The organism is Bradyrhizobium sp. 134 (assembly GCF_023074155.1).
Taxonomy (GTDB): Bacteria; Pseudomonadota; Alphaproteobacteria; order Rhizobiales; family Xanthobacteraceae; genus Bradyrhizobium.
On sequence record NZ_JADPKX010000023.1, the window covers coordinates 1 to 25,559 of the forward strand.

24 protein-coding genes and 2 pseudogenes are annotated in these 25,559 nt (G+C 60.1%); 5 read left to right on the forward strand and 21 right to left on the reverse strand.

Going from position 1 to position 25,559, the window contains the following annotated elements:
• Positions 1-58 precede the first annotated feature (58 nt).
• The 5 genes from IVA75_RS40335 to IVA75_RS40120 form a co-directional block, all read right to left on the reverse strand.
• Positions 59-400 carry a TetR/AcrR family transcriptional regulator gene (locus tag IVA75_RS40335; RefSeq protein WP_346658415.1) on the reverse strand — a complete coding sequence of 114 codons (342 nt, stop codon included), beginning with the start codon at positions 398-400 and terminating at the stop codon, positions 59-61.
• A gap of 3 nt (positions 401-403) precedes the next feature.
• The gene (locus IVA75_RS07905) at positions 404-2,239 is read right to left on the reverse strand and encodes an amidohydrolase family protein (RefSeq protein WP_247282754.1); all 1,836 of its coding nucleotides are present in this window, start codon (positions 2,237-2,239) and stop codon (positions 404-406) included.
• 49 nt (positions 2,240-2,288) lie between these two features.
• The gene (locus IVA75_RS07910) at positions 2,289-3,794 is read right to left on the reverse strand and encodes an amidase (protein ID WP_247282755.1); all 1,506 of its coding nucleotides are present in this window, start codon (positions 3,792-3,794) and stop codon (positions 2,289-2,291) included.
• 729 nt (positions 3,795-4,523) lie between these two features.
• Positions 4,524-5,516, reverse strand: coding sequence for a transporter (locus IVA75_RS07915; RefSeq protein WP_247282756.1), 993 nt, complete (start codon positions 5,514-5,516; stop codon positions 4,524-4,526).
• A gap of 1,222 nt (positions 5,517-6,738) precedes the next feature.
• Positions 6,739-6,867, reverse strand: coding sequence for a hypothetical protein (locus IVA75_RS40120; protein WP_256465085.1), 129 nt, complete (start codon positions 6,865-6,867; stop codon positions 6,739-6,741).
• Between the two features lie 456 nt (positions 6,868-7,323).
• Here IVA75_RS40120 and IVA75_RS07920 point away from each other — a divergent pair, with 456 nt between their 5' ends.
• From IVA75_RS07920 to IVA75_RS07930, 3 genes are all read left to right on the forward strand, one after another.
• Positions 7,324-7,491: a hypothetical protein gene (locus IVA75_RS07920; protein ID WP_247282757.1), complete on the forward strand. Its 168-nt coding sequence runs from the start codon at positions 7,324-7,326 to the stop codon at positions 7,489-7,491.
• A 357-nt stretch (positions 7,492-7,848) separates the two neighbouring features.
• Positions 7,849-8,172 carry a hypothetical protein gene (locus IVA75_RS07925; protein WP_247282758.1) on the forward strand — a complete coding sequence of 108 codons (324 nt, stop codon included), beginning with the start codon at positions 7,849-7,851 and terminating at the stop codon, positions 8,170-8,172.
• Complete coding sequence (locus IVA75_RS07930) at positions 8,118-9,110, forward strand: amidohydrolase family protein (RefSeq protein ID WP_247282759.1); 993 nt, start codon at positions 8,118-8,120, stop codon at positions 9,108-9,110. Before IVA75_RS07925 ends, IVA75_RS07930 begins: the two co-directional genes overlap by 55 nt.
• A gap of 1,020 nt (positions 9,111-10,130) precedes the next feature.
• On the opposite strand, the gene IVA75_RS07935 is transcribed toward IVA75_RS07930, so the two are convergent.
• From IVA75_RS07935 to IVA75_RS07950, 4 genes are all read right to left on the reverse strand, one after another.
• Positions 10,131-11,198, reverse strand: coding sequence for a hypothetical protein (locus tag IVA75_RS07935; protein ID WP_247282760.1), 1,068 nt, complete (start codon positions 11,196-11,198; stop codon positions 10,131-10,133).
• Positions 11,199-11,365: 167 nt separating this feature from the next.
• Complete coding sequence (locus IVA75_RS07940) at positions 11,366-12,424, reverse strand: phosphotransferase (RefSeq protein ID WP_247282761.1); 1,059 nt, start codon at positions 12,422-12,424, stop codon at positions 11,366-11,368.
• Between the two features lie 7 nt (positions 12,425-12,431).
• A complete protein-coding gene (locus tag IVA75_RS07945) occupies positions 12,432-13,700 on the reverse strand; it encodes an aminotransferase class III-fold pyridoxal phosphate-dependent enzyme (RefSeq protein WP_247282762.1) in 1,269 nt (422 codons plus the stop codon).
• Between the two features lie 72 nt (positions 13,701-13,772).
• Complete coding sequence (locus IVA75_RS07950) at positions 13,773-14,585, reverse strand: SDR family oxidoreductase (protein WP_247282763.1); 813 nt, start codon at positions 14,583-14,585, stop codon at positions 13,773-13,775.
• A 157-nt stretch (positions 14,586-14,742) separates the two neighbouring features.
• Here IVA75_RS07950 and IVA75_RS07955 point away from each other — a divergent pair, with 157 nt between their 5' ends.
• A complete protein-coding gene (locus IVA75_RS07955) occupies positions 14,743-15,345 on the forward strand; it encodes a TetR/AcrR family transcriptional regulator (RefSeq protein ID WP_247282764.1) in 603 nt (200 codons plus the stop codon).
• Positions 15,346-15,356: 11 nt separating this feature from the next.
• Here the strand turns inward: IVA75_RS07955 and IVA75_RS07960 are convergent.
• The 5 genes and pseudogenes from IVA75_RS07960 to IVA75_RS07980 all read right to left on the reverse strand — a co-directional run.
• A pseudogene (locus IVA75_RS07960) lies at positions 15,357-15,455 on the reverse strand (ATP-binding cassette domain-containing protein); the annotation flags it as partial.
• 336 nt (positions 15,456-15,791) lie between these two features.
• Positions 15,792-15,950 carry a hypothetical protein gene (locus tag IVA75_RS07965; RefSeq protein ID WP_247282765.1) on the reverse strand — a complete coding sequence of 53 codons (159 nt, stop codon included), beginning with the start codon at positions 15,948-15,950 and terminating at the stop codon, positions 15,792-15,794.
• Between the two features lie 524 nt (positions 15,951-16,474).
• Positions 16,475-16,807, reverse strand: a complete 333-nt coding sequence (locus IVA75_RS07970; protein WP_247282766.1) for a tautomerase family protein — start codon at positions 16,805-16,807, stop codon at positions 16,475-16,477.
• Positions 16,780-17,172, reverse strand: a complete 393-nt coding sequence (locus IVA75_RS07975; RefSeq protein ID WP_247282767.1) for a hypothetical protein — start codon at positions 17,170-17,172, stop codon at positions 16,780-16,782. Before IVA75_RS07975 ends, IVA75_RS07970 begins: the two co-directional genes overlap by 28 nt.
• Complete coding sequence (locus tag IVA75_RS07980) at positions 17,169-17,459, reverse strand: hypothetical protein (protein WP_247282768.1); 291 nt, start codon at positions 17,457-17,459, stop codon at positions 17,169-17,171. The genes IVA75_RS07975 and IVA75_RS07980 overlap by 4 nt, the downstream gene beginning before the upstream one ends.
• Before the next feature lie 182 nt (positions 17,460-17,641).
• Between IVA75_RS07980 and IVA75_RS07985 the strand changes: the two are divergent.
• Positions 17,642-17,772: pseudogene (locus IVA75_RS07985) on the forward strand (HoxN/HupN/NixA family nickel/cobalt transporter); the annotation flags it as partial.
• A gap of 498 nt (positions 17,773-18,270) precedes the next feature.
• Here the strand turns inward: IVA75_RS07985 and IVA75_RS07990 are convergent.
• The 7 genes from IVA75_RS07990 to IVA75_RS08020 form a co-directional block, all read right to left on the reverse strand.
• Positions 18,271-19,659 carry a PLP-dependent aminotransferase family protein gene (locus tag IVA75_RS07990; protein WP_247282769.1) on the reverse strand — a complete coding sequence of 463 codons (1,389 nt, stop codon included), beginning with the start codon at positions 19,657-19,659 and terminating at the stop codon, positions 18,271-18,273.
• 36 nt (positions 19,660-19,695) lie between these two features.
• Entirely contained in the window at positions 19,696-21,129 is a 1,434-nt protein-coding gene (locus IVA75_RS07995; RefSeq protein ID WP_247282770.1) for an NAD-dependent succinate-semialdehyde dehydrogenase, read from the reverse strand.
• 170 nt (positions 21,130-21,299) lie between these two features.
• Complete coding sequence (locus IVA75_RS08000) at positions 21,300-22,199, reverse strand: dihydrodipicolinate synthase family protein (protein ID WP_247282771.1); 900 nt, start codon at positions 22,197-22,199, stop codon at positions 21,300-21,302.
• A gap of 11 nt (positions 22,200-22,210) precedes the next feature.
• Positions 22,211-23,050, reverse strand: coding sequence for an amino acid ABC transporter ATP-binding protein (locus tag IVA75_RS08005; protein ID WP_247282772.1), 840 nt, complete (start codon positions 23,048-23,050; stop codon positions 22,211-22,213).
• Entirely contained in the window at positions 23,050-23,703 is a 654-nt protein-coding gene (locus tag IVA75_RS08010; protein WP_247282773.1) for an amino acid ABC transporter permease, read from the reverse strand. The genes IVA75_RS08005 and IVA75_RS08010 overlap by 1 nt, the downstream gene beginning before the upstream one ends.
• 11 nt (positions 23,704-23,714) lie before the next feature.
• Entirely contained in the window at positions 23,715-24,683 is a 969-nt protein-coding gene (locus IVA75_RS08015) for a proline racemase family protein (protein WP_247282774.1), read from the reverse strand.
• Between the two features lie 4 nt (positions 24,684-24,687).
• Positions 24,688-25,530, reverse strand: coding sequence for a transporter substrate-binding domain-containing protein (locus IVA75_RS08020; RefSeq protein WP_247282775.1), 843 nt, complete (start codon positions 25,528-25,530; stop codon positions 24,688-24,690).
• Positions 25,531-25,559 lie beyond the last annotated feature (29 nt).

The following is a 25,559-nucleotide window of genomic DNA, read 5'->3' on the forward strand; positions in this document are numbered from 1 at the left end:
TTTTGCTGTCCAATCCCATCCGAAACCTCCGTCCAAGCCGGAGGCTTCTTTCGCACGTTCATTCGAATTCTGAAGCAAGGGTATCGGCTTCGCGCTTACGAATAGCCGCTAGCAGCTGCCCGAGCTTCTCCTTGGCTGGCGCGGTCGCGCGTGCGACTGCAAGGGCGAGGTCCGCGACCTCATCCACCATCCGTGCGCAGATAGACTCGTTGATCGCACCTTTGGAGCGAAAGAAGCGGTAGACATTCGCAGGGCTCATGCCGAGTTCGGAGGCGACGTCGGCCACCGACGTCTTATGGTGGCCGATCGATGCTTGGCCTTCCGATTCGGGAGGTACCCCTGCGCAAGCTGGCGGCGCGACGGCTCGCGGACAAACCTCTTTGCTCCGCTGCGTGAGCAGCCCTTAATGCGCTGGGTGGCTACATCGCGAGCCGCAGACATGCTTGCTGCCATCCGAAGCGGATCCTCTTTCTAGTTGTCGTATCCGTTCCGGCGGCAGCTCAGAATCGCTCAGGCGGGGAAGGGTGTTGGTATCGAATATATCGTCACCACCAAGCACCGTCCGCAGGACTTGGGTATTCGGAAGGTCGCCGATATTGCAGGTCTGGGGATTGCGATCGACGATCGCCAAATCCGCCCTGTAGCCCGACTTTAAAGCGCCGATACCGTCCCATTGCATCAACCTGGCATTGTTGACAGTCCAACCATCTAGGGCCTGCTGCCGGTTAATGGAATATCCGGGACCCTCGTGCCGCCGGCCGGAGCCAGCGAACTCGCGCGTTTCGGCAAGCGCCATATGCTCGAACGGACTGGCAGGCCCCCAATCCGAGCCGAGTCCAACATTCGCACCCGACTCAAACATCTTACCGATTGGAACAAGATACTTGAGGGCCTCCTCGCCGAGGCGTTCCTGGTACATGGCACCCTTCCCCCAACAGAAGCTAACGGTGCTCGTCAGGTGGAAGTTCAGCTCAGCATATCGTTTGATGGCCTCATCCTCGATGAATATGCTGTGTTGAATTATCCAGTCGCGCGTTCGGATGTCCTGAGAATCCAGGAATGGCTCGAGAAGCGCAAGGAATTCTCGATGCTCCGGTAGGCTGCAATTCAACATGTTCAGACGAACGTGGTTCTTGAGGCAGTATTCGATGCAGTCGCGGATCATCGCTTGCGTAAGGAACGCGTGCCCCTTTGTGGGACGCCCATAAGGGTCTTGGTACTCGCGGTCGGTCCGTAGAATACCAGGCCAGCCAGGCCCTGACGGGCACAATGACAGTCCATTGACGCGATATAGCGGATCGCTGGTTTGGATGAGACCCGCCGCGAGCGCGCAGTTGGCGCGAACGCTGGCTTCGCTTATTCCCATTCCGTAGTCGAACGCGTGCGGGGCGCCTTCCAAGCCGGCCAGAACGCGCATGCGCATTTTGTTCTCATCACGAAGACGTTGATATGCAGCGATGTGCGCCGCATCCATCGCGTGCCCCTCGTAAGCCGCCGTCACGCCTCGGCCGGCGGCTGTCAGCTGCCCGGCAAGGGCTCCCCGGTACCAGAGGTCATCGGTTGGACGAAACACCTGTGCCGCGACGCGCCCCAGCCAGAACGGACTGCTATTATAATAGTTCGTCACGCCGCCCGTGAAGATGCCGGTAAGTTCACCATCCGAGTTCTTCTCGATCGTCACGTCGTCGATCTGGTTGGGTAGATCGCGCCCAAATCCGAGCACCTCCAGCGCCTTTGAGTTCATCGCGCAGACGTTTGGAGTAACAGGCGCAAAAGCTTGTATCCAGATCGGATGATCGGGGGCGACAACGTCAAGTTCCCAGCGGTTCGGCAGACGCCCTTCGGGAAGATCACGCCATGAGCTGCGAATAAAATAGTGAGGTTCGCCGACGGGCGTCGTCAAAATCCATTCACCCCGAGGAGTCGACGCGGCTCGTCCGCGGATGCGAGAAAAGATGTCTGCGTGGTTCCGCGCGTCGTAAAGTGTGACACACGGCACGTCAAAACTGCCGAAATGAAGGAAGTGCGGATGACTGTCGATGAGGCCGGGGAGCACGCAGGCGCCTTCTGTATCGACAGGACGAGCCAACGGACCCGCGAGAGAGCGCATGTCATCCAGTGAGCCTGTCGCAAGTATCCTGTCTCCTTCAAGCACGAGAGCTTCGTGAGTGTCCCGCCCCTCATTCTGAGTTAGCACGGGGCCACCATAGATGAGCGTGCGCGAAGCTGACGTGGTCATGCCTATGTCTCCTACATTGATGCTAAAGATGGTAGCGAGTTGCTCGCGCTCACAGGCAATGTGGTGGCGGCGCGAAACCTCCCAGCTCTCGCTCGACTAGCTGAGCGAAACGCATCGGCGTGCGATCCTCAAGGAATGGTCCGATCAATTGAACGCCCAACGGCATGTTCTCCACAAACCGGCCGGTGGGCACCGCCGTGGCGGGCAAATTGGCGCAGACCGCAAGCGATGGCCACTGCAGACCGTCGAAGTAAGGGCGGGGACTACCGTCGACGATCGTGCTACGCGCCTCGCAAACCGTAATCGGGTCGGAAGCGCCGTCGCCGCGGTGATCGTGGGCATACGCGACCGTCGGGCTGTTCGGGCATATCAAAAGATCGTACCCAGTGAAAAAATCTCGCCAGCTGCGGAACAGCCGTTCGCGCTGCTCTGAGATGACGCCAAGGTAGCCGTAGTAAGGCATTGTCAACGCGCGCGCTGCTCGGGCCAGGTAGCTCGTGGGTGGCTGCCCGGCTCCCGATTTGATCAGTTGTTGGACTGCTTCGGGAGGCAGGCCGCTTCCCATCATTGGCAGCAGTGTTGCAAGGTAGGTCTCATATGCTGCCTGCCAATCGATCTCGGGCCGCGCCTTTTCATCCACAGTCACACCGAGGCGACGCAGGTCTTGCGCATAGCGTTGGATCGCTTCCAGACACCGTGAATCGACGGCGTAGGTCCTGGCATCGGCCCACACTGCGACCTTGAAGTCCTGCAGTCGCTCCTTTCGGCTGGGCGGAATCGCCACCCTCCACGCCGGCCGGCTCAATTCGGCAGGCGAGGCCAGCACGTCCAACGCGAGCTCCAAATCCTGAGCACTCCGCGCCATTGGACCAAGCACCGCCATTTCATACGTGGTGTAATTACCCGGCATCGGCGGAATGTGTCCGCGTGCCGGCACGATACCGTAGCTCGGTTTGTGGCCGTAGACGCCGCAAAAGTGAGCCGGGACGCGGATCGATCCACCGAGATCGCTGCCCAGTTCAAGTGGCGAGAAACCGGCCGCAATCGCTCCAGCCGGACCGCCTGATGACCCGCCGGGCGAGCGGGTGGTGTCCCACGGATTATTCGATGTTCCGTACAGGGTATTATACGACTGCCAATCAAAGGCGCCGGAAGGAACGTTGGTCTTGCCAAAAACAATTGCGCCGGCCGCCTTCAGGCGTGCTACCGAATCGGCGTCCTGGCGCGGCTGATGCTCGGCGAGGAAGGGAAACCCACACGTCGCCGGCATGCCCGTGGCCTCAAGCGTGTCTTTCACTGTCATCGGCAGCCCATGGAGCGGCGGCAACTCTGAGCGTGGTCTGCTGTCCGCTTGGCGCGCGGCCTGAAGCGCGCCTTCAATATCCTGCGCGACAACCAGGTTGAGCTTTCCATTGTGCTTTTCGATTTGCTTGAGGTGCAACTCCAACAATTCGACCGCGCCAATGCTACGCTCGCGTAGCAAGGCGAGCCACTGCGTTGCTGATTGGAACTGCCGCGGGAGTGCTGATGAGTCGCTTTGCGTCGCTTTCGACATGGTGTTCCCAATTGTTAGACAGCGAGTTGCGGTTGTGCAGGGTCAAGGATTGCCGCGCAGCTTCGACCTGTCATCCACCAAATTGGGTATGACCGCCAACCCTGAGTGTCATTTTCGCAGTTCGATACCAGCAGCGACGTCAACCCCAGCGCGCGGCCTGGTCCTGCTCCACAAGTGTTGGATGGTCCAATTGTTGGATGTCTCAGCAAAACCCAGAGCCAATGCCACTACCGGGACCGAAACGCAGCATCAAAAAGATGCGCCCATGGTGCCGCCTGGGGCGGTTTCATCGATTCTGATCGTCAGATATGCGCCTGCCTGAAACGATTTATATGCGTGACAGTATCTGACCGTGTGCGCGAACTGGTGACCTATGCCGCCGGAGTTACAATGGGGGACGGGGATTCATACAGCTCAGGGCCCACTTCGGAGGCATCGAGCAGTCGGGATTCGGCGTGGAACTCGGCCATCCGAGGGATTGAAGGAGTCGACCACCGTTCAAGAGGTGTGTGTTGTGGTAGGCGCGCGGCTGCACCTCGCCCCTGAGAAGCCGCCACCCACGTCTTGGAGCCGAATAGCAAAAAGCCCCGGGTCCGTCTGGTCGATATAGCCGGCCGCCCTCCCCCGCGGCACCCGGTTCGTCAACTCTAGTTCGCGCGTTGTGCAACTCGCTCTTATAGCCCAACTGGCGATGGCGCCGGGAGCACGACGCCATCCTGGCCATGAACTTCACTTGCGGATGAGTGGAATTCCCGTCGCCACCGGCGCGTCTGGGGCCCAAATGCGATAGTTGAGCTGCGCGAAAATCGAAAAGCCTTTGGTGATGGAGGCGGTGTCAAATCCTGGAGGACCGGCCGTTCCACCTGAGGCGTTCGATGACAATTCCTGAGTGCCCCAGACATTTACGCTCACAGGACCGAAGTTGTATCCGACCATGCCACCGGCCGCCCAGATATTGTAGCGGTTCACGTTGATAGCGCCGCCGTAGAATGCGCTTGACCGGTCGTCGGTGACTTGCCCCACGTAGTAAGCTACGGGGCCGATTGTCCACTTGCCAATGGTCTTCGTCGCCGTGAACTCGGCGTGCAGGATATCGCCGCTTCTGTAGTTCGTCAGCGTGTTGGCGGTGTTGATTTCGTCGAAAATGTTGGCCGTGAGATTCCAGCCATCTTTCAAATATGAGAAGACGATATTGGGTTGAAAGGTCCACCAAGGATTGCCGACATTCGCCAAGCCGGTCGGGCCCTGTTGGGTGCCCGTCGGCGCGTACATTCCAAGTCCGGCCTTGACGAAGAAGCCGCTATCACCCAGCCGCCAACTCAACTCGTTGGCGAAGAACGTGTTGTGCATGCCAGACGGCGCGACATTTACCGGACTTCCAATGCTACCAGAGACAAACGGCACGACTGCGACGAAGTCGTAGGAAGCGCCGAGAAAACTCCAACCCGGCGCCCATAGGAATCCGGCTGCTGCCACGTTCCCGTTCAGGCCGGTTTGAGCGCCATTGATATTCGGCGCGCCAGGACCGACAATCTTCGACTGGTAGGTAAAGGCCTGCTCGAATCCATAGAGGCCTGGCGGCGGTGCGGCAGCAGCGGCGCCGATCACAATGCCAGGCTTCTGTAACCAACCGGGCGATCCGAATTCGTAAGCAGTTGCCGGCGTGCATGCGGCACTCGTCGCAATGCATGCTGTGATCATCAAAGTTTTATTTGGTGACATGTCTCTCTCCGTTGAAGTCTGGAAATATTGTGAGAGGTGATGCGACACCGCCTCATCCGGATCTGGGTGAATTCAGCGAAGCCCATCCGACCTGCCGCATCTTCGAAAGGCATCATTGCAGGTCGCATCAACAGCCGGTTCGGCGCGCTCGCTCAATACGCGCGTCCGTCCGACGAGGCGGCTCCGCGGGTGCCGAAACGCAACGCGGCAAGTCAGCAAGGCGAGCGGCGGCGTCGTAGGCTGGCCGCCTTGTATCCAAGTCGAAGTCGTAATTCGCGCTGATTGCAGCATCGATTATCCCCCCGAACGACGGGAGCTGCGCACTCTCGTCCATATGACGATGGTCAGGTGGTCGTTGGCTCGTCATCTCCCAAACTGGGGATATCATCGGTAATGGGCACAAACATTTCGCTGCTATTGCAAATTCATTCGTCGAGTATGCTGCTTCCGACGAGGCACCTTCGAGATCCTGGTCGCGATCATCTAGACCGGCGTCCGGTTGTCCCAAGCGCCCAAATGGGACGCCTATTATGCGCCTTGAACTGTTGAATCGGCGAACATGAGCACTCGGGTCCCGGCCGACACGCGCGTGTAGAAAGCAGCCGGCACGCGATACCCAATCTCTCTTCGTCCAGCAGAGGTACGATTATCGACGTGGAGCGATCGCTCGGAAGGACATGCCCCTTAACCCACGCGGAAGGTTGCAATTTGTTCGCGCAATCCGACCACGCGGGCCGCGATCGGAGTTCAGCACTCGGCACCCAAGGTCGACCTGCCGACCACTAGAGACTCCCGCCGCCCCCTGCCATGAGAATCACCATACGCGCGAACGCGGAAGGAGCAGGTGCTCGCCAAGGCTGGTACGCGTGACGCCTCACTTCACGTTGTGCCTGGGAATGTGAGACCTCCGACGGAGGCGCTTTTAATTTGATTTCGCTTCCTGACCGCCCTCGGCTATTCAGCCTCCGTGGGGCGGGCAACATGATGTCAACCCGAGCTGGAAACTGATCTTTTTGGCTGGATGGTTTCGGCATCCCCGTCTTGCAGATGATTGACGCATCAGTCACCGAGCATCCCGACATGGATGAGCAGCCGATTATCCGTCCCGTTGGGGACTTCGCAAAGGCTTGCATCGTAGCCCATGCGCGGATCGTAAATGCACCGTTCAAGAGAGACGCAATGATTTCAGGCGCGAGCGTCCGTCGCGCTGTTCGCCTCTTCTTCAAACGCCGCGGCAGTGTTCTTCCACAACAACTTCGCCGACCAGAATGCCAAGATCCATTTTCCAAGTAACTTCATGATGGCGGGTGGCTTGCCGCAGATCACCGCGTTCGGTCGCGTCGCTCAGCATCGACGCGTGCCGCATCGGTGTCCGGAGCGCATGATTCTCTTGATGGTGGGTTGAACCTCTCGATCAGTGCTTCCGCGCCTGGCATCGGCCTCCGCGCGCAAACAGGATTACGCGCTCAACGCTTATGGTCGCCGCTATCGTCATCACGTTGTCGGGGCGCGAACGTCGTGTGCGAGACGTTTCGAACGCTCATAGGAAGGGGCAGCACAGACCCGACAATGAGCGCGGAGAAGCAGCAGTCGTATCCCCCATTTGGTAGATGACTTCATCGGCAGCAGCGGAGAAGTGCAGCCCGGCCGCATCTGCTGTCTAGGGTTCAACGCCAAGGCGTCGGAATGACGAATTTGCGCATCCCAGACACCAACTCCAATTCGTCCCTGGCGACTGCATCGCCTCGGCACCGCCGCACAGTCTCCGGCGCCGTTATTCCAACCTAAGTTAAAAGGAAATCTTGAGATGCCAAAGCCGATCGATCGAACGCTTATCTTCGGCGGCCCTGTTGTCACCCAGAACGACCGCCGCGACACCCATGAAGCAATCGTCATTGAAGGTGATCGCGTGCTCGGCACCGGTACGTTCTCTGACATGAGCTCGCTCGCAGGACCCCCGCGCCAAGCGCATTGATGTAAAGGGTGCCTGCGTTATGCCCGGCATCCTTGACTCGCATCCCCACTTTCTGCATACGAGCGCGCACGATGTGTGGTCCGTCAACCTTTACGATGCACGCGACCACGCCGACATCGTTGCCCGCATCCGTACTCACGTCGCCCAGGTGCCCGCCGGCCGATGGGTGATGGGTGATGGGCACCCCGGTGGGCGAGCCGAACTACCTCATCCGCCGTTCTTACAAAGATCTCACCGAGCAAAAGTTGCCGGACCGTCACGTACTCGACACCGCAGCGCCTAACCATCCCTTCATGATCTTCGCTCTTGCGCCGGTGATCCCGAACGTCGTTGCGATGAACTCGGAAGGCCCTGCGAGTGCTCGGCATCACACGCGACACCCCCGACCGGGTCGGCGATGTTTGGATTGAGAAGGATGCGAGCGGCGACCCCACCGGTATCTTTACCGGCTCTGTAATCACTTACTACAACCCGGACAAGTTCTGGCGCGAGCAGGTGCAAGCCAAAATCATGGCCGCGCCGCCGCCCGACGAACTGTGGATCGCGGGCGGCCTGCTGGGGCAGGCGCGGGCGCATCGCTGGGGTACTACCGGCGCCTACGAGTGCCATGCGATGAGTTGCCCCATATGCTGGGCTACATGCGCATGCGCGACGACGGCCAGCTGGCGATGCGCGTGGTAGCGTCGCTGGAATTAGCGTCGGCGCCCTGGGACTTTGGCGCGGCCAACACCGACGAGCATATCCGCTTCAACCTGGCACATGCAGCCCTGCTGCAATCGAAAAAGGATCCGATCCTGCGTTTCAACGGAGCGACCTTTGGCGTCGATGGCCCGTGCTGGTGCGGCCTGTTGCGCATGGAAAAGCCGTACCTTGACGCGTACGGTCGCCCCACAACGGGCCATGAGTTCAACACGAAGAAGATGCAGCGCGAAGTGATCCACTACTGCCTGAAGCACAAAATCCGCCTGAACCTCATTCAGGCTGCGCTGTTTGACCATCGCCAATTCCTCGAAATTGTCGATGACGATCAGTTGGCCGACGCGGTGCGCAGGGGTGACTGGGTCGCTCAGCACAATATGCTCATCACAGAAGACACGATTCGTCGGTATGCTGACCTAAAGCTGCACTCCACCATCAGCATGAGCTTCCGCTGGGGCAAAGGAGACATGTACCGCGAACGAATGGGAGACGAGATCATGGACATGGTAGTTCCGGTGGGCCGCCACTTCGCCTCGGGCGCCAACGTAAGTCTCGGCCAAGACTGGTCGCCCTTCAGTCCGTTTGAGCACATGAAACTGGCGCAAACTGGCGAGCTCGCCCGCTCAGATTTCCCCTGCAACCCTGAGACCCACACCATCAGCGCGCAGCAGGCCCTCGATGGCTGGACCGTCAACACCGCCAAACTGATGCAATGGGAAGACATCGGAGCGCTCAAGCCCGGTTTCAAGGCGGATATCGCGATCGTCGACCACAACCCGCTCACCGCTGACGTAGACGGCCTCGCCAAGACTGAGGTGCTACGCACGGTGTTCGACGGGCGTGACGTCTATGACACCGGGTACATCGCCCGCATTGACGAGTCCCCGTTGCCGCGACAACATCCAAACTTGGCGCGGTAACCTGCCGTTTGCAACGGACGCGGTGGCGATCAGAGAGTCGCCGCTTCGGTTTCGTCTCGCGGCTATGTGCGGGCTCTGCATCGCCCTTAATGGCGCTTTTGCCAGGAGAGTTTCGTTTCGTTCGTTGGAAGCCAAGCCCAATTGAAGCGGAACCGACGTCACGGACCGATGTGCATCTCGCTAAAGCAGTGTCGATCGGTCTGGCGGAACGATTAGGAGCAGAATGCCACCGCCGGTCTCCACGACAAAGGTAATCAGATATCCTAGGAACGCGAAGGGCAACCCGATGTAGCCCTTGGTAACGGCTGGCGCGGCGAGCTTGTTGAGGCCGCTCGAGATGAAGATGGCTTGCAATCAAGGTGGGGCCGACGGCCGCCAGGGGAGCATATTGCTGGATTAAGTTCCTTCGACTGAAGGGGATACCCGAGTCTACGTGGTCAGGCCGCGATCTTTCCGGTCTCGTCGCGAGCATTGGAGATCGCGCCATTCTTGGCTTCGGGGCCGAAGGCCAAGCCTTCGGCCCCGAGCAATCTTCAAATGACGCAATCCAAGGCCTTGAGCTGCGAGGCGACGGAGAAAATGTCCATTGGGGCGCCAATGGCAATGATGTCGGTTTCGAATAGCTCCCTGATAGTTGCCCCGACAGATGAAGAGCAGGCTCTCCCGTAAGATCGCGATAAATGACTTCACACCCGCATTGAGCGCCACCTACCTGCTGACAATTTCGTAAGAGAGAACGCGACTTGCAGAAGTCTTTCCTTGGATGCTGGAATCTCGGCGCAGAATCGCCATGCCGCGATCTGCGCGCGCACAGCGAGCCGTCGCACGTGCAATGAATTGGCGCCGCGAGATCTTCCGGCTCGCATTGATGTGGTCCCTCGCCTGATGAATGGGCCAACATGAGCAGTGTCGGCTCCGCCGGCACGTGCGTGTAGGAGCAGCTGCACGCGGGAGCCGATCTCTTCGTCCTGCGGAGGTACGCTTATCGGCGCGAAGCGATCGCTTGCACGCGGGCGCCGTCTAACGCGCACGGATTATTGCAATTTGTTCGCGTGATCCGACGACGTGGGCGGCGGCGGAGCACAGGACCCTGCGCACGAGGTCAACCTGCCGGCGCGTACCGGTCTTGGCGAGCACCTGCTTGAGCTGGTACCGGACGGTGCTCAGCCCGACACCGCGACGCGATGCGTATTCCTCCAGAGTGCAACCGGCAACCAGAGCGCTCGTGAGGCGGGACTCCGCGTCGGTGAGCTCGAACAAGGTGACGAGCGACTCCGCCGAAATCACTCCGGCCGGTTGGTCGCCAGTGAGCGCGATCAGCAGCAGCGGGTCGGCACTAGCCGCGGTAGCGGGTTGGAGTTCCTGAATGGCAACCTGCCAGCGGCGCCCACCCGCGTCGAGCACAACGTAGCCCGGTGCATTGCGGCCGACCTGCCGCCGCAACGCCAACGTCAATCGCTGCTGAGAGTCAGCGGTTGCGGCGTGCAGCATGCCATTGCGCAGCCGCAACCCACCACCGCAAGTCAGCGACACGAAGGCTTGCTGGTTGCGCCATAGCACCTGCCCGTCGGCGTCGCAGACGATCAGACCGCATTTCCAGCGCTCCAGAAATTCACGCAATAGGGCCTCCGCGGAACGGCTGCAGATGACGGATTGGGTCAGCTGCAAGGCTTGCGCGAAATGAGGCAGGAGCGCCGCTATGCGGCCTTTCTGGCGGTCGGAGAAGTCGCCGTTATCGCCCACCTCACGATGCAACGCGAGCGCCATGTAGTAGCCATGGCCGATAGACATCAGGCCGCCGAGGAAACGCCCGTATCCAATCGCGGAAAGCTGCTGCTGTAGCCGTTGCTGTGTTGGCCGCTCGTCGCTACCGAACAAGTCCTCATCGCCCACCAAGCGGCCCACCGCGGACTGCAATCGCTTGCCATCCAATCGCGGGTTGCCGGAATCGGAGATCGAGGCTTGGTACGGGGCAAGATTGGTGCGGGAATCATGAGCCACCCAGAAGGTCGCTGCATGAGGCCCCTCGAGACCAAGGCCCTGAATGATAGCGGAGTGCGCCCCGAGTTCGGCGCACAGCAGATCCATTAGCTCGGGCCACCGCCTCGGCTCTGTGCAGGACTTATACAGTCGCAGCAGAAACGGGTCGGCAGTCGGGACAGGGTTCGCGTCGATTGGCATGCTATCACCAAGCAAAAGCATTTACCCAACGATTGCCGGCCCTACTTTTCCGGGCTGCGCGATGCCGGCGCGAATCAGTTCGATGTCTGGGAGACCGCTGGCACTCCCGGCGAGTCTGCGCTATCCAAATACTCCTTGGCCGAGAGCACGGCTCTTTCGATCAGCATCGGCGTAAGCTCGAGTGCAATCTGAGTTTCGCTTCTGGTTCGTATCCAACCCAGATAGGTGAGGCTCCTCAAAAACAGAAATAGCGGAAGCTGTCGCCATTGCGGCTCTGGCAGTGGACGGACCGAACGATAGCCGGCCAGCAGTGCGTCTCGAATGGTTCCGTAATAAGGCTTATCAGTATACCAGAAAAGTGCGGTCGCGAGTTCGAACATGTGCCACCCAAATCCGGCATCGTCGAAGTCGATGAGCATGAGCCGATGGTTACTGCGGAGAATATTTTCCGGCACCAGGTCTGCATGAATAAGCCCGTAATTCTCGGCTGAGCGTCCGAGCCGGCCGAGATCATGTTTGGCATTTTGGCAGGCACGTTCGATGAGGGAAAGATGGTCTGATAAGGCAGCGAGGTCGCAAAACTCACCCCAAAAGGGGTTAGGTCCTAGGAGCCCTCGGGAATCCCACGCGTGACGCGAAAAGCCGGCGGGAAACTGCCACCCTGCGCTCTGGTCGTGCAAGCATGCGGCGAGCCGACCAACTTGACCATAGAGACTGCTCAGTTCATCCGAGGGGCACGAAAGGCCAGTTTCGATCGAGCCGAGCGGCTCACCCTCGAGCCAAACCAGCATATCCACCTGGAGCGGCTGGGGAAGGATGGGGGTGGTTGCTTTCACAAACAACGATCCATCTTTCGCTGGAACGACGGAAGGAGCGTCGAAGCCCGACGTGGCAAGCGCCGACATCCATTGCAGTTCCGACGTGAGTTCGGCGTCCGTATGGTAGCCAATTCTGTGAACGCGCAACGCAAACCGGTCGCCGTTATCGCGGCGCAAATGAAAAACGGCGTTTTCCCGGTACTTGACGAGGGAGAGGTCCTCAAAGCTGCCCGCCCAGCGGCTCAGCGCGGCGCGTGCTACCGCGGTCATTGCCGCGACCTGTTCTTCGGAACTGAGTGCGGACAACATGTTCATCTTTGCCTCAAAGCGATGCGAGTGCGTTATCGAGCGTGGACAGCAGAAGCTCGGCGTTGGCAATCGAGAACGGCATAGGCGGGCGCATCTTGAGGATGTTGTCGTGGGGCCCTATCCGGTTAATAAGGACACCATTCTCCCGCATGACGTTGACCAGACGTTTGGTTTCATGCGCAGCCGGTCTTCGGTCAAGCAACAGCTCGAGACCGAAGAACAGGCCGCTGCCACGCACGCTCCCGATCAATTGGTGCTTTCCGGCAAGTCGGACCAAACCCTTCTGGAGGAAGGCTCCGACCAAATTGGCATTCTCGACCAGCTTTTCGCGCTCGATGACATCAAGCACTGCCAAACCCGCGGCCGCGGACACCGGATTTCCCGCGAAGGTGTTGAAATACAGAGCGGAGGAGGCGAAGGCTTCCAGCAAGTCTGGCCGCGTAATTACGCCGGCGAGAGGATGACCATTGCCGAGCGGCTTTCCAAGCGTGACCAGGTCCGGCACAATGCCATAGGCCTGGTGGCTCCACATGTGATCCCCGGTCCGGCCAAGGCCGCCCTGCACTTCATCGGCGATAAAGAGGCCACCCGCCTCGCGTACATGCGCGACCGCTTGCTCCAAAAATCCCTTGGGGAGTTTTGGTAGCCCTTCCGTTGAAAAGATCGGGTCGAATAGAATGGCTGCCGGCTTGATGCCAGCCGCTTTCAATGACCGAACCGCCTCTGCAACCTTATCGGCGTAATCCTGCGCAAGCTGAGCCGGATGACGCTGGGAGTGGTTCAGATCTGGAATTGCTACCGAACGCGCATGAGGTGCGAACGCCTCCGGCGCGGGAAGGGCCGTCGTTACTGCAGCCAGCGTCGCGGAATTGCCGTGATAGCTGAAGGAACTCACAATCATGCCCGTTCCGCCACTGGCGAAGCGCGCAATGCGCAGAGCAAGTTCATTGGCCTCGGTCCCAGTGCAGGTGAGCATTGCCACAGACAGAGACGGATCAGAGGTAGCAGTAAGCCGTTCAGCATATTGAACGACGCTGTCATGCAGATAGCGGGTGTGGATGTTGAGCGTGTCAGACTGCCGACAAATCGCCTCCACCACATCGGGGTGACAGTGGCCGACGTGAGGCACATTGTTGTAAGCGTCAAGATATCGGCGCCCATGGACATCCTCGACCCAGACTCCCTTACCCCGAACCAGATGCAGCGGCCTATCGTACATCAGTGGCGAATGCCGCCCAAGAGCACGGTGGCGGCGCGCAAGCAGAGCCATATCGCCAGGCATTAAACTGTCTCCATCAGCTTCCGTGAAGCCAGTCGATTTAGAGTTATCGTTATGGGAGTGCTTTCCACAGGGCTAGTTTTGGTCAAGACTCTTGACTCCCGAAGTCTCATCCGCAAAGGTCGGACTCTCAGGTAGCGTGCTGCCGCCATCGACCACTATCGTTTGGCCTGTCACGTAGGCGGCTTCCTCGCTTGCTAGGTACAGCATCGCGTAGGCGATATCCTCTGGCACGCCGAGTGCCCCCATTGGCACATATTTCGCCAGGACCTTCTGTCCTTCTTCGTCGGCGAGCAGGTTCATAGCCGGTGTCTTGATGAAGCCAGGCTCAACTCCATTTACCGTGATCCGGTATTTCGCCAGTTCGATTGCCGCCGTCCGGATGAAGCCGTTCAGCCCGCTCTTGCTCGCCGCGTAATATGAGGCCCCTGGCATTGCGACGCGAGGCCCTGTAACAGACGAGGTGAATAATAGCCGCCCGCCACCCCGGCGGCGAAGATGCGGTATTGCCGCCTTCGAGAGTCGGAACGCCGCCTTGAGATTAACGTTTAGCGATTCTTCGAGCTGGGATTCGTCCAAATCCTCGACTTTGCCAGCTGCGAACGAGGCAGCGTTGTGCACGACGATATCGAGCTTCCCGTATTTGGAAACAGCGAGATCGACAGCCCGCTCGATTTGCCGGGGAGCACCGACATCCGTTACGCACAAAATGGCCTCGCCACCAGCGGCAACAATGTTGGACATCGTCGCCTGTCCATGACTCTCTGTGCGCGTAGCGATCACGACTTGGGCTCCCTCACCCGCGAAGATCCTGGCAATCGCCGCCCCGATCCCTTGCCCTGAACCCGTGACGATTGCTGTCTTCCCTTTCAGTCGAGGCGAACTCATTGTCTTCCTCCGCTCTTCGATGTCGCTGCGCTGCTGGTACGGCGTTCACCTTCCGACTTCTTCCGGAACAGGTTACATAAATTGAACATCTTGTTCAGATTTACGTCAAGCCTCCAATTAGTATTTTCAATGCCCAGTTTTTGGGCTATGGTGCAGAATGAAAGAACAAGCCCCCGTCCGACTTCGCGATCGGAATCGTCTTAGAACCCGACAAGAGCTGTTAGACACCGCACTCGACCTCTTCGAGGCGGGAGGTCTGGCGACCTGTTCCGTTGACGCAGTAGCAAAGAAAGCAGGCGCTTCGAAAACTACGGCCTACACCTATTTTCCCGGCGGCATCGACGAAATGCTCCGCGATCAGTACCATATCATCAGCGATCGTGTTCGCGTGCGAGGCGAGCAGATGCGCAATACCGCCATCACGGCCGAAGATCGCATAATTGCCCTCATGGCAGCGCTCCTCGATGTTTGCGCCGAGCCGAAGGTGGGACGGTTCTACATGATGCTCACGCCGGCGCTCAGCCCGCTGCTGGAGCCTGTTGTCGGAGAGACGTCCGGTCGTTTTCGCAAGATGATTGCGGATGATTTGCACGGCAAACTCCCTCACGGCGTCTCGCCACTTGTCTGCGCCACCCTGATCGTTGGCGCCGGGCGTGAGGCAGCGATCGCTGTCGCGCGAGAACCGGGCCAGCGTGAGGGCCTGCTGACCGCATTGCGGATGATGGTTCGGGCCATGCTGTCGGCCAAGGCTGGCCGGTAAGGCATCTTCGACCCGAGCGAAATCTCGTCGAGCAGCAACAGCTTCGGGTTGGTCATCAGCGCTCGGCCGATCGCCACCGCCTGCTGCTGTCCTCCGGAAAGGTCTTTGGCGGGGTGTTGCGGATCTGCTTGAGCCTGCGGCAGCGCATCTATCCTCTATCACTCTCAGGCGTCCAAGCACTCGCGGTCTGGTTGGCGGCTGAGCGGCAACTTGTCCATGACAGGCGCGCCACTAGCGGGCGCAGGTGGCTAGCCATCGGCTCAGCCGCCCCGGCGTTGCGCTGCCTCCCAGGACATCGAGCAGGCGCAAATGCTCACGTACGTGCCGGCGCATGCCGTCTCGGTCATGAAGCTGCAATAGGCGAACAGGCGCTTGGTCGAGTTCACGCGCTTGAGCGCTTCTTCGACGAACGGATTGCCGGCGCTGCGGATGATCTCTCCATGAAACTAGCAGCCAAAGTGATAAAGTTCGGTAATCGTCATCTTCTCGAGCTGACCTTCCAGCACGCGCAGCTGGCGCTCGCGCAAACGTGCGATCACCGGCTGCGGCAGCGTGAAGTCGGGCTGCGCGATCGCCGCCGGTTCGATCACCGCGCGAAATGCCATTGCCTTGGCCTGCGCGTCGGGCTGGAGACGGTCTCCGCAAAGCTCCAGCCATAGCCGGGCAAACGCGCGGTCCAGTATTTGCTGCGATGTGGTCGAGCAACCGCTGCAACTCGGCCCGGCTCAGATCATAGCGGCGCATCAGCTCCGGCTGGGTGACGTCAGTCGGTAGCCGTTCGCGAGGACGTCACCCGCAATCATCGCATAGACCTGCTCGCTGCGCCTGTCGGCCGCGAGGGCCCGTTGGGCTGCGCCGCTGGTCGGATTCTTCGCCAGCACGAACCGCGATTCGGCTCGCCGCGGGCCCGCCCTGCCGCTTCCAGCGCTTTAAAGCCAAGCCTTGTCGGCGCGCGTGAGAGATCGAACGCGCCGGCAAGCCTTTGTTCGATCAAGCGGTCGCCGGCCTTCATGCCTTCGCGCCGGGCCAGCGCCATGGTCGGGCCGGCGGGGTGCTCGGCACGTTCGGAAACGTCGTTCTGAGTGACTACTTCCTTTACAACCGATCCTGACGGAAACTCGCTCCAGGCCTAGTGTAACTCGCCGGTGACGAACTTGGCCCTTCCCATGCCGAATGACCAATCTTCGTCCGCATTGATCACAAAACTTATCAAGAGGTCAGTTGGCGCTACTCCACACGACGACGACAGCCTCTCGGCGAGGACGCGATAAAACTCTAATTTGGACGTTTTATCGCGCGGGCGGCTCGTCGATTGCAGCATGACCAATTTATCGGTCCGATTGATATCAAGACCTGTGTCAAGCGCGACGATGCTGGAATATGGGTGCTGATGCACCACCTGATAGCGATCGCGGGGCGGCACGTGGTGCGTTTCTACCAGGACTTCGTGAGTGACATCCATAAGCCGTATCGGCGCGCCGGATCTGCGCCACCTGCACAGGAACGTCTGTCCTCGCGTCGGCCGGTTTGCTCAACCGCCGGCACGTGGCGACGCATCGCGACTACACCGGCCAGTTCGCGGCGATGTATCCGAAAGTTCACGTCGAGCCGGATCGTCTGTTCGTTCGTGACGGCCCTTATTATACAGCAGTTGGCGGAATGGCCGGTATCGACCTGTGCCTCTATCTCATCGAGAACGACTGTGGACGGCCGACATTTCTCGACGTTGCAAGGATGCTCGTCGTCTTTCTGCGGCGGCCGGGCAATCAGCCGCAAATCAGCGAATTTCTCAAGGCGCAATCGATCCGAAACAGCCAGATCAGTCATGTCATGGATTGGGCTTTGACGAATCTTGCCGCAGATCTTTCGGTTGACGCGCTTGCCAAACGCGCCGCCATGAGCCCTCGTAACTTCAGTCGCACGTTCATGTACGAAATAATGACGACACCGGCCGTTTCGTCGAAAACATTAGGGTCGAAGCCGCCCGCATCCTTCTGGAGACAACGGTGCTGTCCATCCAGCGAATTTCCCATCGAGCCGGGTTCGGCAGCCCGGCAAACATGCGCCGCGCGTTCGTTCGTGCGTTCCAGGCGCCGCCGGCGGAATACAGACATAACGCTCATCGTCCCACGGCGCCCTCCGAATCCGCGAATCTGTTGGAAGCTGACTGATCCAGTAAGCACGGAGCATGGAAGACGCGGCGCAGCCGCGATGGTGAGCGATCCGCCGAAGGGGAGATGCCTGATTACGCTCTCGCTTATCCATCGCTGCAAACCTTGCCATCTGGTTATGAACACTGCAGGCACTTGGAGATCGGCGGGAGCTGTCCGGAACGGCGCTGCTGGCCTATGTCTTCGGCCTGCGACACGCATTTGATCCGGACCACATCGCGGCCAGGACAACCTCGTCCGGAAACTGATGCAAGAGTAGAAACGGTCCACGTTGGTGGGGTTCTACTTCGCACTGGGCCATTCGAGTACATGCTGGCGTCAATCGCGATTTCCGGGCCCGCGTTGTCGATGGACCTCAAGCCTTCAAGGACTTCATCCTGATCCGTGATCTCGTGTCGGCGTTCTTGCAATTGACGACTGGGCTGGCCAACTACTTCACTCTAAATCGAAGCGACCGATAACAAGCGATCCGGTTCTACGCGAAGGGCCTGCAAGGAGAGCTCGATTGCCTCTGGGGCGCCATGCGCAAATGATCTCGCTCAAGGTAAGTGCCGGTCCCTTAAAAGACGACGGCCGATTGCGTTGGCCGACGTAATCCCACGGGCCAAGTCTTCGAGAATCGGCAGCAACGCGCGATCGTTGCTAAGTAAGTTCAAGTTGCGGGATGAAACACCCTTTCTTGCGATTGATCGACAGTATAGTTCCGCGACGGATTGCGTGGCGTAAATGTCTCCCCGCTCGCCGGGTCGCAACGTCAGGCGACGGAAACGACGTTTACTGGGTGCCGGACGAGGATTTCGCGCAAAGTCTGTAGCGCATCAGAGAGTGCAACAACATCTTTTGGTGCGCCAAGGCAGATGCGGGTTGCGCCGGGGTCGCCGTCATTAACCGCGAATGCGATGCGTGGGGTTACGAGTATGCCGCGACCGCGGGCCGCGGCGGCAAATTGATCTGCGGACCACTCCCGCGGCAATGGCAACCATGCATAAAACGCCGGGTACTGAAGCTTTGCGGCTTTGGGAAAAACGTCCAGGAACACCCGGTAACGCTCAAGCGCCTGCAGGCGCCGCTCACGCAGAAGATGTTCAAGCTTGCCGCTCTCGATCAGCCTCACCACCACCTCGCTCAGCATTGGAGCTACGAACCAGGCGGAGGCGTGCATAAGGAGCTCGGTTTGAGAAATGTGGTCGGTCGGGACCGTCAATGTTCCGAGCCGGAAGGCGGGAGCAAGGCACTTGGAGTAGGAGGTGACGTAGAAGGTGCGGCTCGGTGCCAAGGAGGCGATCGGCACCGGACGGTCGGTGAAGAAAAAGCCGTAAACGTCGTCCTCTATGACGGCGAGATCGAGCTCTTCCGCCAATTCGGCGATGCGCCGCCGGCGGGCGTGACTCATCGTACGAGCCGTGGGGCTCTGTAACGTCGGCATGCAGTAGAGCACCCGCGCCCCGGACGTGCGACAGGCCTCTTTTAGCGCCTCCGGCTTGATGCCCTCGTCGTCCATCTCGACTGGTACCAAGTTGAGGTGGCTGGCCGCCGCGATCGCTTTGAAGCCGGAATAGGTGAAGGTATCGACCAGGATATTGTCGCCCGGCTTTGCTACCAAGCGAAGGGCAATGTCGATGGCGTGCTGAGCGCCGTTGCACAGGAACAGCTGAGTCGGGGTGACGGTCAGCTTGCTATCCGACATCGAAGCAGCGATGATTTCGCGATGCTGCCAAATGCCCCCATGGGGATGGTAGCGGAGCAACGGTGCAAGATCAGCCTCGCGCACCACCTCACTGAACGTCTGTGAGAGGATCTGGGTCTCGCCGCCCTCGACGGGCACGTTCAAGGCCAAATTGATCGGCTCATCTCTAGCTGGCGGCTCGGCTCGGGCGGCGGAACGGCGCCGGACGAACGTACCCTGCCCGACATGACCGCTGACGATACCGCGTTGTTCGGCCTCCTGATAGGCTTTGCTCACAGTCCCGACGGAGAGACTAAGCTCACGTGCCAGGTCACGGTGCGGGGGCAGACGATCGCCGTCCGATAGCCGGCCATCGGCGATGTCCTGCTCGAGAGCATTGACCAAGGCTAGATAGCGCGGTCCCTCGGAAGCGAGCTGCCGAGGTCGCCAGGCGGAAAGTGGCCCGTCCAAGCTCACGTCTCGCGCTCCTTTTCCTTTCGGTGCCATCGGATGCTAGACATGAAGATGGCCGACATATTTTCTGACAGTGTAGGACTCCAGACCCTCGATGCCGCCCTCGCGGCCCCAGCCACTGTCCCCGATTCCGCCGAACGGCGTTTCGGGTATCGACACCACCATCTGATTGATGCCGATGACGCCGACGGCCATCTCCTCCGCTATGCGATTGGCAGTCACGGCGGAGCGGGTGAAGGCATATCCGGCCAGACCGTAAGGCAATGCATTCGCCCGTGCGATGGCCTGCTCTAGGTCATCAACAGGTTGTACCAGCGCAAGCGGGCCGAACGGCTCTTCTCGCATAGCCCGCGCCCGGTCCGGCATATCCGCCAGGATCGTGGGTCGATACATCAGACCCGTCCCCTTCAGTCGTTCACCTCCGACCACAAGGCGGGCTGAGTGGGACAAGGCGTCGGAGATCAGGTCGTCCATGGCAGCAACGCGCCGCGTGTTGGCGACGGGCCCCACTGTGGTGCCGGCTTGCAGGCCATCACCGACAACCTGCTTCTCGACGAAGGCACGAGCGTGTTCGAGGTACTCTTCGTAGACCGGCTGTTCCACAAAAAACCGCGTCGGCGAAGTGCAAACCTGGCCAGTGTTGCGCAGCTTGATGGCCATGGAGAGCTCCGCCGCACGCTGTACGTCGGCGTCTTTTGCGACGATCACCGGTGCATGGCCGCCCAGCTCCATTGTGGCGAGGGTCAGGGTCTCTCCTGCTAGCCGAGCGAGGTGACGTCCCACGGGTGTTGATCCCGTGAACGAGATTTTGCGGATGATGGGGGAACGCAGGAGATATTCGGAGACTTTTGCCGGGATGCCGAAAACCACGTTCAGCACGCCTTTGGGGAGCCCTGCGTCGGTGAGCGCCCGCGCGATCTCCAGCGTCGTACCCGGCGTTTCCTCAGCTGGCTTGATGATGCAAGTGCATCCGGCGGCAAGAGCGGGGGCGATTTTGCGCGCGGGCGTTACTGCCGGGAAGTTCCAGGGCGTGAAGCAAGCGACGGGGCCGACCGGCTCCTGCGTGACCGTCTGGCGCATATCGGGCAGGCGCGCCGGGATCACTCGCCCATAGCTGCGCCGCCCCTCTTCCGCGAACCAGTCAAAAAACTCTGCCGCGGCGGTGATCTCACCCTTCGCTTCCGCGAGGGTCTTACCTTCCTCCAAGGTCAGCACAGTGGCGATATGGTCTAAACGCTCTCGCATCAGGCCGGCCGCGCGGCGCAAGATCTGCCCCCGCTCATAAGGCGAGGTGCGCCTCCAGCCTTCGAAGGCCCGGTTTGCCGCCGTGAGTGCGCGGTCTAGTTCTTCCGTCCCGGCGTGCGGCAGCTTACCAAGAGGCTGCTCCGTCGCCGGGTTGAGAACGGTCTCGCTTCCAGCATTGGTTTCCTCGATCCACTCACCATCGATGAGGAGTGCCAGTTTCGTATACATCTTCGATTCCTTAGACGGATATGTTGCGCTCAGGCGCGAGTGAACGAGAGTACGATTGGGCCGAGCCCCATCTGTCGAGGCGGCACCGATGTGAACCGTCTCTGCTCTCAAAGTAAGTGGGCTCTGCGATCGACGTTGATTTCCCCAGTGGCAGGATTCGTCCGAACTCCTTAGCCTTTAGCCCATCGAGTAAGACCAGCATCGGAGATGATCTTCGCGATGGCCGCCTTCTGTTCGTCTGCCAACGGCAGCAGCGGCAGACGCGGGTCACCCGCGCTCCGACCGAGCTGGCTCATGGTCTCTTTGATGGCCGCGTAATAGGATCCGGACTGGAAGCAACGATAAAAGGCGAAGACATCGCGGCCGAGATCATCCAATGCCTTGTCACCATTCAGGGCCTTGTCCCAGTAGTCGCGGATCAAAGGCCCTGCGATTTGATGCGCCATGGCGACAACGCCGTGGGCACCAACAGCGCGGGCGGGCACGATCATTGTCTCGTAACCGACGAAGACACGAAGTCTGTTCCCGACACGCTGCACAAGTTCAGTCACTTGAGTAATGACGCCGGAGCTATCCTTGACCGCGACCACACTTGGCAGTGCGGAGAGCTGCTCCACAAGGGCTGGCGTGATGTCGACGCCAGCGCGCCGCGGGCTGTTGTAGAGCATCAGCGGCAGTGACGTGTTACGGGAGATGTGTTCGAAGAAGGTCACGATCTCACGCGGACTCGGCATGGCGTAGATAGGTGGCAGGATCATGCCCCCCGCGCATCCCGCTGCCACGGCCGATTGGCACGCTTCAAGCACGTCCTCGACACGCAAGTCGGCGACGCCCGCCAGCACGGGAACGCGGCCGCCCACATGGTCAACGGCCAACTTGTAGAGACGCGCGCGCTCGGCCTTGGTGAGCGTATAAAATTCTCCGGTGCTGCCGGCCGCCACGACGCCCTGCGCGCCATTGGCGATCGCATCGTCAATGAGCGCCTTATATCTGGTCTCATCAATCGAGCCGTTGGCGCCAAAGGGAGTGACGAGCACGGGGAAGATACCGCCCCAGTTCACGTTGGTCATAATCTACTGTCCTATGCTGGAGATGTGGTTGAAGGTGCGGCCGCCTGCGAAGTGAGGGGGCCGAGAAGACGGGCCTGCTCAGTGAACCGGCCGACGAAGGCAGCGAGCCTCGGGTTTGCGTTCGAAAGCAGGAGTTCACGCGGAGCTCCGCTGGCTGCAACGACTCCTTGGTCCATGAAGACCACCCGATCGGCTAGCTCATAGGCGAAGCCGATTTCATGGGTGACGATCACCATGGTCATTCCTTCGGCGGCGAGCTGGCGGATCGCGGCGAGCACCTCGCCCACTAGTTCTGGGTCCAGCGCCGAGGTCGGCTCGTCGAAAAGCATGATGGTGGGCTGCATAGCGAGCGCCCTGGCGATGGCAACGCGCTGCTGCTGACCGCCCGATAACTGCGAAGGATATTTGTGCCCGGCCTCGGGAAGACCCATACGGGTGAGGAGCTCGCGACCCCGAGCCTCGGCTTCGGCGCGCGACACTTTCTTCACCACCACTGGGGCTTCGATGATGTTCTCTAGCGCCGTACGGTGGGGGAACAGGTTAAAGCTCTGGAACACCATTCCGGTTTTGACGCGCGCGGCGCTGACCTGCCGGCCAGAGAGCTTCAGCCGCTCGGCCCCGGAGCGACGGAAGAGAGGCGCCCCCTCGATGACGATCTCGCCTTGGTCGGGCTCCATCAACAGGTTCATGCATCGCAGCAGCGAGGTTTTGCCCGAGCCGCTTGCGCCAATCAGGCAGACCACCTCTCCGCGATGGACGTCGAGATCGACGCCGCGAAGTACATGGTTTTTCCCATAGGACTTCTCGATGCCCCGAACGCTCAGTACGATTTCGGCGGATGTCACGGTCATCACGCGGCCTCCTTGCGCTCGAAGCGGCGAGAAAGAGCGCTGAGGGGGAACAGCAAGAGGATAAAGACGGCGCCGATTGCGGTGTAGACCTCCATTGGCCGGTAGGTGAAGCTCGCGATATAGCCTGCCTGATAAAGCAGATCAGGGATGGTGAGCACTGAGAGCAGCGTCGTATTTTTGAGCTGCATGATGGTCTGGCCCATCAGCGGCGGCACCATGCGGCGGAGTGCCTGCGGCAGGATGATCCGCTTCATGCGGTGCACGTACCCCATTCCCAAGGCGATTGCGGCGTCAGTCTGGCCACGGTCGATCGACTGGACGCCAGCGCGCAGGATCTCGGCATAGAAGCCGCTGGCATAGAATCCGAGACCCAGAATGCCCGCAGTTTCTTTTCCGATCTGGATCTGAAGAAAGATTGGCAAGGCATAATAGGTCCACATCAGCAGCACGAGCAGCGGGATGTTGCGGAAGAACTCGACCCAGACACGGCCGGTCCAGCGCAAGATCAGCCATGGGGTGAGCTGAAGCAGCGCCACAAAGAGGCCGATCGCGAGCCCGATGGCGCAGGTGTAGATCGTGTATTTCAGAGTGACGAGCAGCCCGTAGGCCAGAATGTCCCAATTCGCGAAGACGATGGAGGGATCGAATTTCATGGCACTCTCCATCAATTGGGAAGAAAGCCGGCTGGCAGCGGATCGTCCGTTTCCAGCACGAGCGTGGAGAATCCCGTTATATGAGCCATGCCCCGCACCTCCGGGATCACCGCGGGCTGGCCATCATGCCCTCTGCCCAACTCGGCGACCTTGGCCTCAAAGGGCACGCCAAGAATGTTCTCCGCTCGGTAGTGCGCGCCCACGGCCAGCTGCCCGCGGGCGTGAAGCTGGGCCAATCGGGCGGAGGTCCCGGTGCCGCAAGGCGAACGGTCGAACTTATTGCCGGCCAAAATCACCAGATGGCGGCCGCCACCCGTGATCGACTGATAAAACAGAACGCTGTCGACCTTCGGCACTCCGCTTTGATTCAGCGCTTCCTTGATTCCCAATCCCACACGGCACCAGCGGCTGGCGTGATCAATGCTGAACGGAAGATCGAGTTTATCAGCGTCGACCAATGCGTAGGTAATCCCGCTGTAAGCAATATCGCAGCTCACCGTGCCGAGACCTTCGACCTCGGAAACAACATCGGAGGCGAGCACGAAAGAGGGTACGTTGCGCAACAAGACGGACGTGAGCTGGCCGGCTTCGAACGTGCCGGTCACACGGACGATACCCGCCGGGGTCTCGATCGACATGCCGTTTTGCTCAAAGCCCTGCGGCAGAGCTCCCGTTGCGGCCAGACTGGCGATGTAGCCGATCGTGGCGTGCCCGCACATGTCGGCGTAGACGTAGGAGAAGATGAAAAACAGCCCCTGGTCCGCCTCACGGGAAGCCACGGGCACGGCCGCAGCCATGGCGGCATGCCCGCGCGGCTCATGGAGCAGTAACGTTCTCAAGCCGTCATGATTGTTACGGAAATCGTCCCGCTGCTCGCGGACGCTGTCCCCGCGCAACACAGGGATGCCTGCCAGGACTGTTCGGGTGGGATGCCCTGCCGTGTGGCTGTCGATGACTGTGAAGAGACGGCTCGTACGCATGGCGTCAGCAATACTTGCCGGACTGGGGAACCACTTTCATGTCGATGCCGCGATCGAGCATGTAACGAGTGATGCGCGAGCAAGCGAGGCCGAGCGAATTCTGCTGCGACATCCAATTGGCCAGGAAGTTGGAGAAGCCCTCGTTTCCGGCTTCGCGGCGGATACCGATCGTCGCAGGGTTGCGCAGGATAGGTGTCGGTACCACGGCCTTGCCGACGCCCTTGGAGTCGAGAAGGGCCGCATCCTGGTCGGCAATGATCATCGCATCGATTTTGCCTGACTGTAGCTCGAGCACCGCCTGGTCGCGCGTGGGCACCACGACGATGGTGGAGTTCGGGATCACGGATTCGGCGATGACTTGCATTGTGCCGCCCTTCTGCACGGCGATGCGCACTTCCTTCTTGTCCATCTCGCGCCAGGTCTTGGGCGTAAAGCCAGGACGCGCGACCAGCGCCCAGATGCCCTCGACGATGGAGCCCGGCACATAATCGATGACGAGGCCACGGCGAGGGTTCGGATTTAGCGCCACCGCAAGGTCGATTTTACCCGCCTGAAAATCGGCAGCGAGGTTGCCCCAGGTCGTCTCATAATATTCGACCTGAACGCCGAGCAGAGTCGCGATGTCCTTGCCCCAGTCGACGAAAAATCCGGACCATTCGCCCGTGCGCGGATCCTTGATGTAGCCTGGCTCTTCCGCAACCATGACCGGAAATTTGAGCTTGCCACTCGCCTTGATGCGGTCGAGCACCAGGGAGGGGTTTTCGGCGCGCGCCGGCTTGGAAGCCGGCCCGCACAGCGCGACCGCACCAATCACAGCAGCGATGATCGTACAGATCCAACGGCTCATCAGGCCCTCCTCGCATTGAACTAGGTCAA

Excerpts from the sequence above, each read along its gene's own strand:
- IVA75_RS07905 (WP_247282754.1), bottom strand. The coding sequence starts at position 2,239 with ATGACCACGTCAGCTTCGCGCACGCTCATCTATGGTGGCCCCGTGCTA.
- IVA75_RS07910 (WP_247282755.1), bottom strand. The coding sequence starts at position 3,794 with ATGTCGAAAGCGACGCAAAGCGACTCATCAGCACTCCCGCGGCAGTTC.
- IVA75_RS07915 (WP_247282756.1), bottom strand. The coding sequence starts at position 5,516 with ATGTCACCAAATAAAACTTTGATGATCACAGCATGCATTGCGACGAGT.
- IVA75_RS40120 (WP_256465085.1), bottom strand. The coding sequence starts at position 6,867 with ATGCTGAGCGACGCGACCGAACGCGGTGATCTGCGGCAAGCCACCCGC.
- IVA75_RS07920 (WP_247282757.1), top strand. The coding sequence starts at position 7,324 with ATGCCAAAGCCGATCGATCGAACGCTTATCTTCGGCGGCCCTGTTGTC.
- IVA75_RS07930 (WP_247282759.1), top strand. The coding sequence starts at position 8,118 with ATGCTGGGCTACATGCGCATGCGCGACGACGGCCAGCTGGCGATGCGC.
- IVA75_RS07935 (WP_247282760.1), bottom strand. The coding sequence starts at position 11,198 with ATGGATCTGCTGTGCGCCGAACTCGGGGCGCACTCCGCTATCATTCAG.
- IVA75_RS07940 (WP_247282761.1), bottom strand. The coding sequence starts at position 12,424 with ATGAACATGTTGTCCGCACTCAGTTCCGAAGAACAGGTCGCGGCAATG.
- IVA75_RS07945 (WP_247282762.1), bottom strand. The coding sequence starts at position 13,700 with ATGCCTGGCGATATGGCTCTGCTTGCGCGCCGCCACCGTGCTCTTGGG.
- IVA75_RS07950 (WP_247282763.1), bottom strand. The coding sequence starts at position 14,585 with ATGAGTTCGCCTCGACTGAAAGGGAAGACAGCAATCGTCACGGGTTCA.
- IVA75_RS07955 (WP_247282764.1), top strand. The coding sequence starts at position 14,743 with ATGAAAGAACAAGCCCCCGTCCGACTTCGCGATCGGAATCGTCTTAGA.
- IVA75_RS07965 (WP_247282765.1), bottom strand. The coding sequence starts at position 15,950 with ATGGCATTTCGCGCGGTGATCGAACCGGCGGCGATCGCGCAGCCCGAC.
- IVA75_RS07970 (WP_247282766.1), bottom strand. The coding sequence starts at position 16,807 with ATGGATGTCACTCACGAAGTCCTGGTAGAAACGCACCACGTGCCGCCC.
- IVA75_RS07975 (WP_247282767.1), bottom strand. The coding sequence starts at position 17,172 with ATGACTGATCTGGCTGTTTCGGATCGATTGCGCCTTGAGAAATTCGCT.
- IVA75_RS07980 (WP_247282768.1), bottom strand. The coding sequence starts at position 17,459 with ATGTCTGTATTCCGCCGGCGGCGCCTGGAACGCACGAACGAACGCGCG.
- IVA75_RS07995 (WP_247282770.1), bottom strand. The coding sequence starts at position 21,129 with ATGTATACGAAACTGGCACTCCTCATCGATGGTGAGTGGATCGAGGAA.
- IVA75_RS08000 (WP_247282771.1), bottom strand. The coding sequence starts at position 22,199 with ATGACCAACGTGAACTGGGGCGGTATCTTCCCCGTGCTCGTCACTCCC.
- IVA75_RS08005 (WP_247282772.1), bottom strand. The coding sequence starts at position 23,050 with ATGACCGTGACATCCGCCGAAATCGTACTGAGCGTTCGGGGCATCGAG.
- IVA75_RS08010 (WP_247282773.1), bottom strand. The coding sequence starts at position 23,703 with ATGAAATTCGATCCCTCCATCGTCTTCGCGAATTGGGACATTCTGGCC.
- IVA75_RS08015 (WP_247282774.1), bottom strand. The coding sequence starts at position 24,683 with ATGCGTACGAGCCGTCTCTTCACAGTCATCGACAGCCACACGGCAGGG.
- IVA75_RS08020 (WP_247282775.1), bottom strand. The coding sequence starts at position 25,530 with ATGAGCCGTTGGATCTGTACGATCATCGCTGCTGTGATTGGTGCGGTC.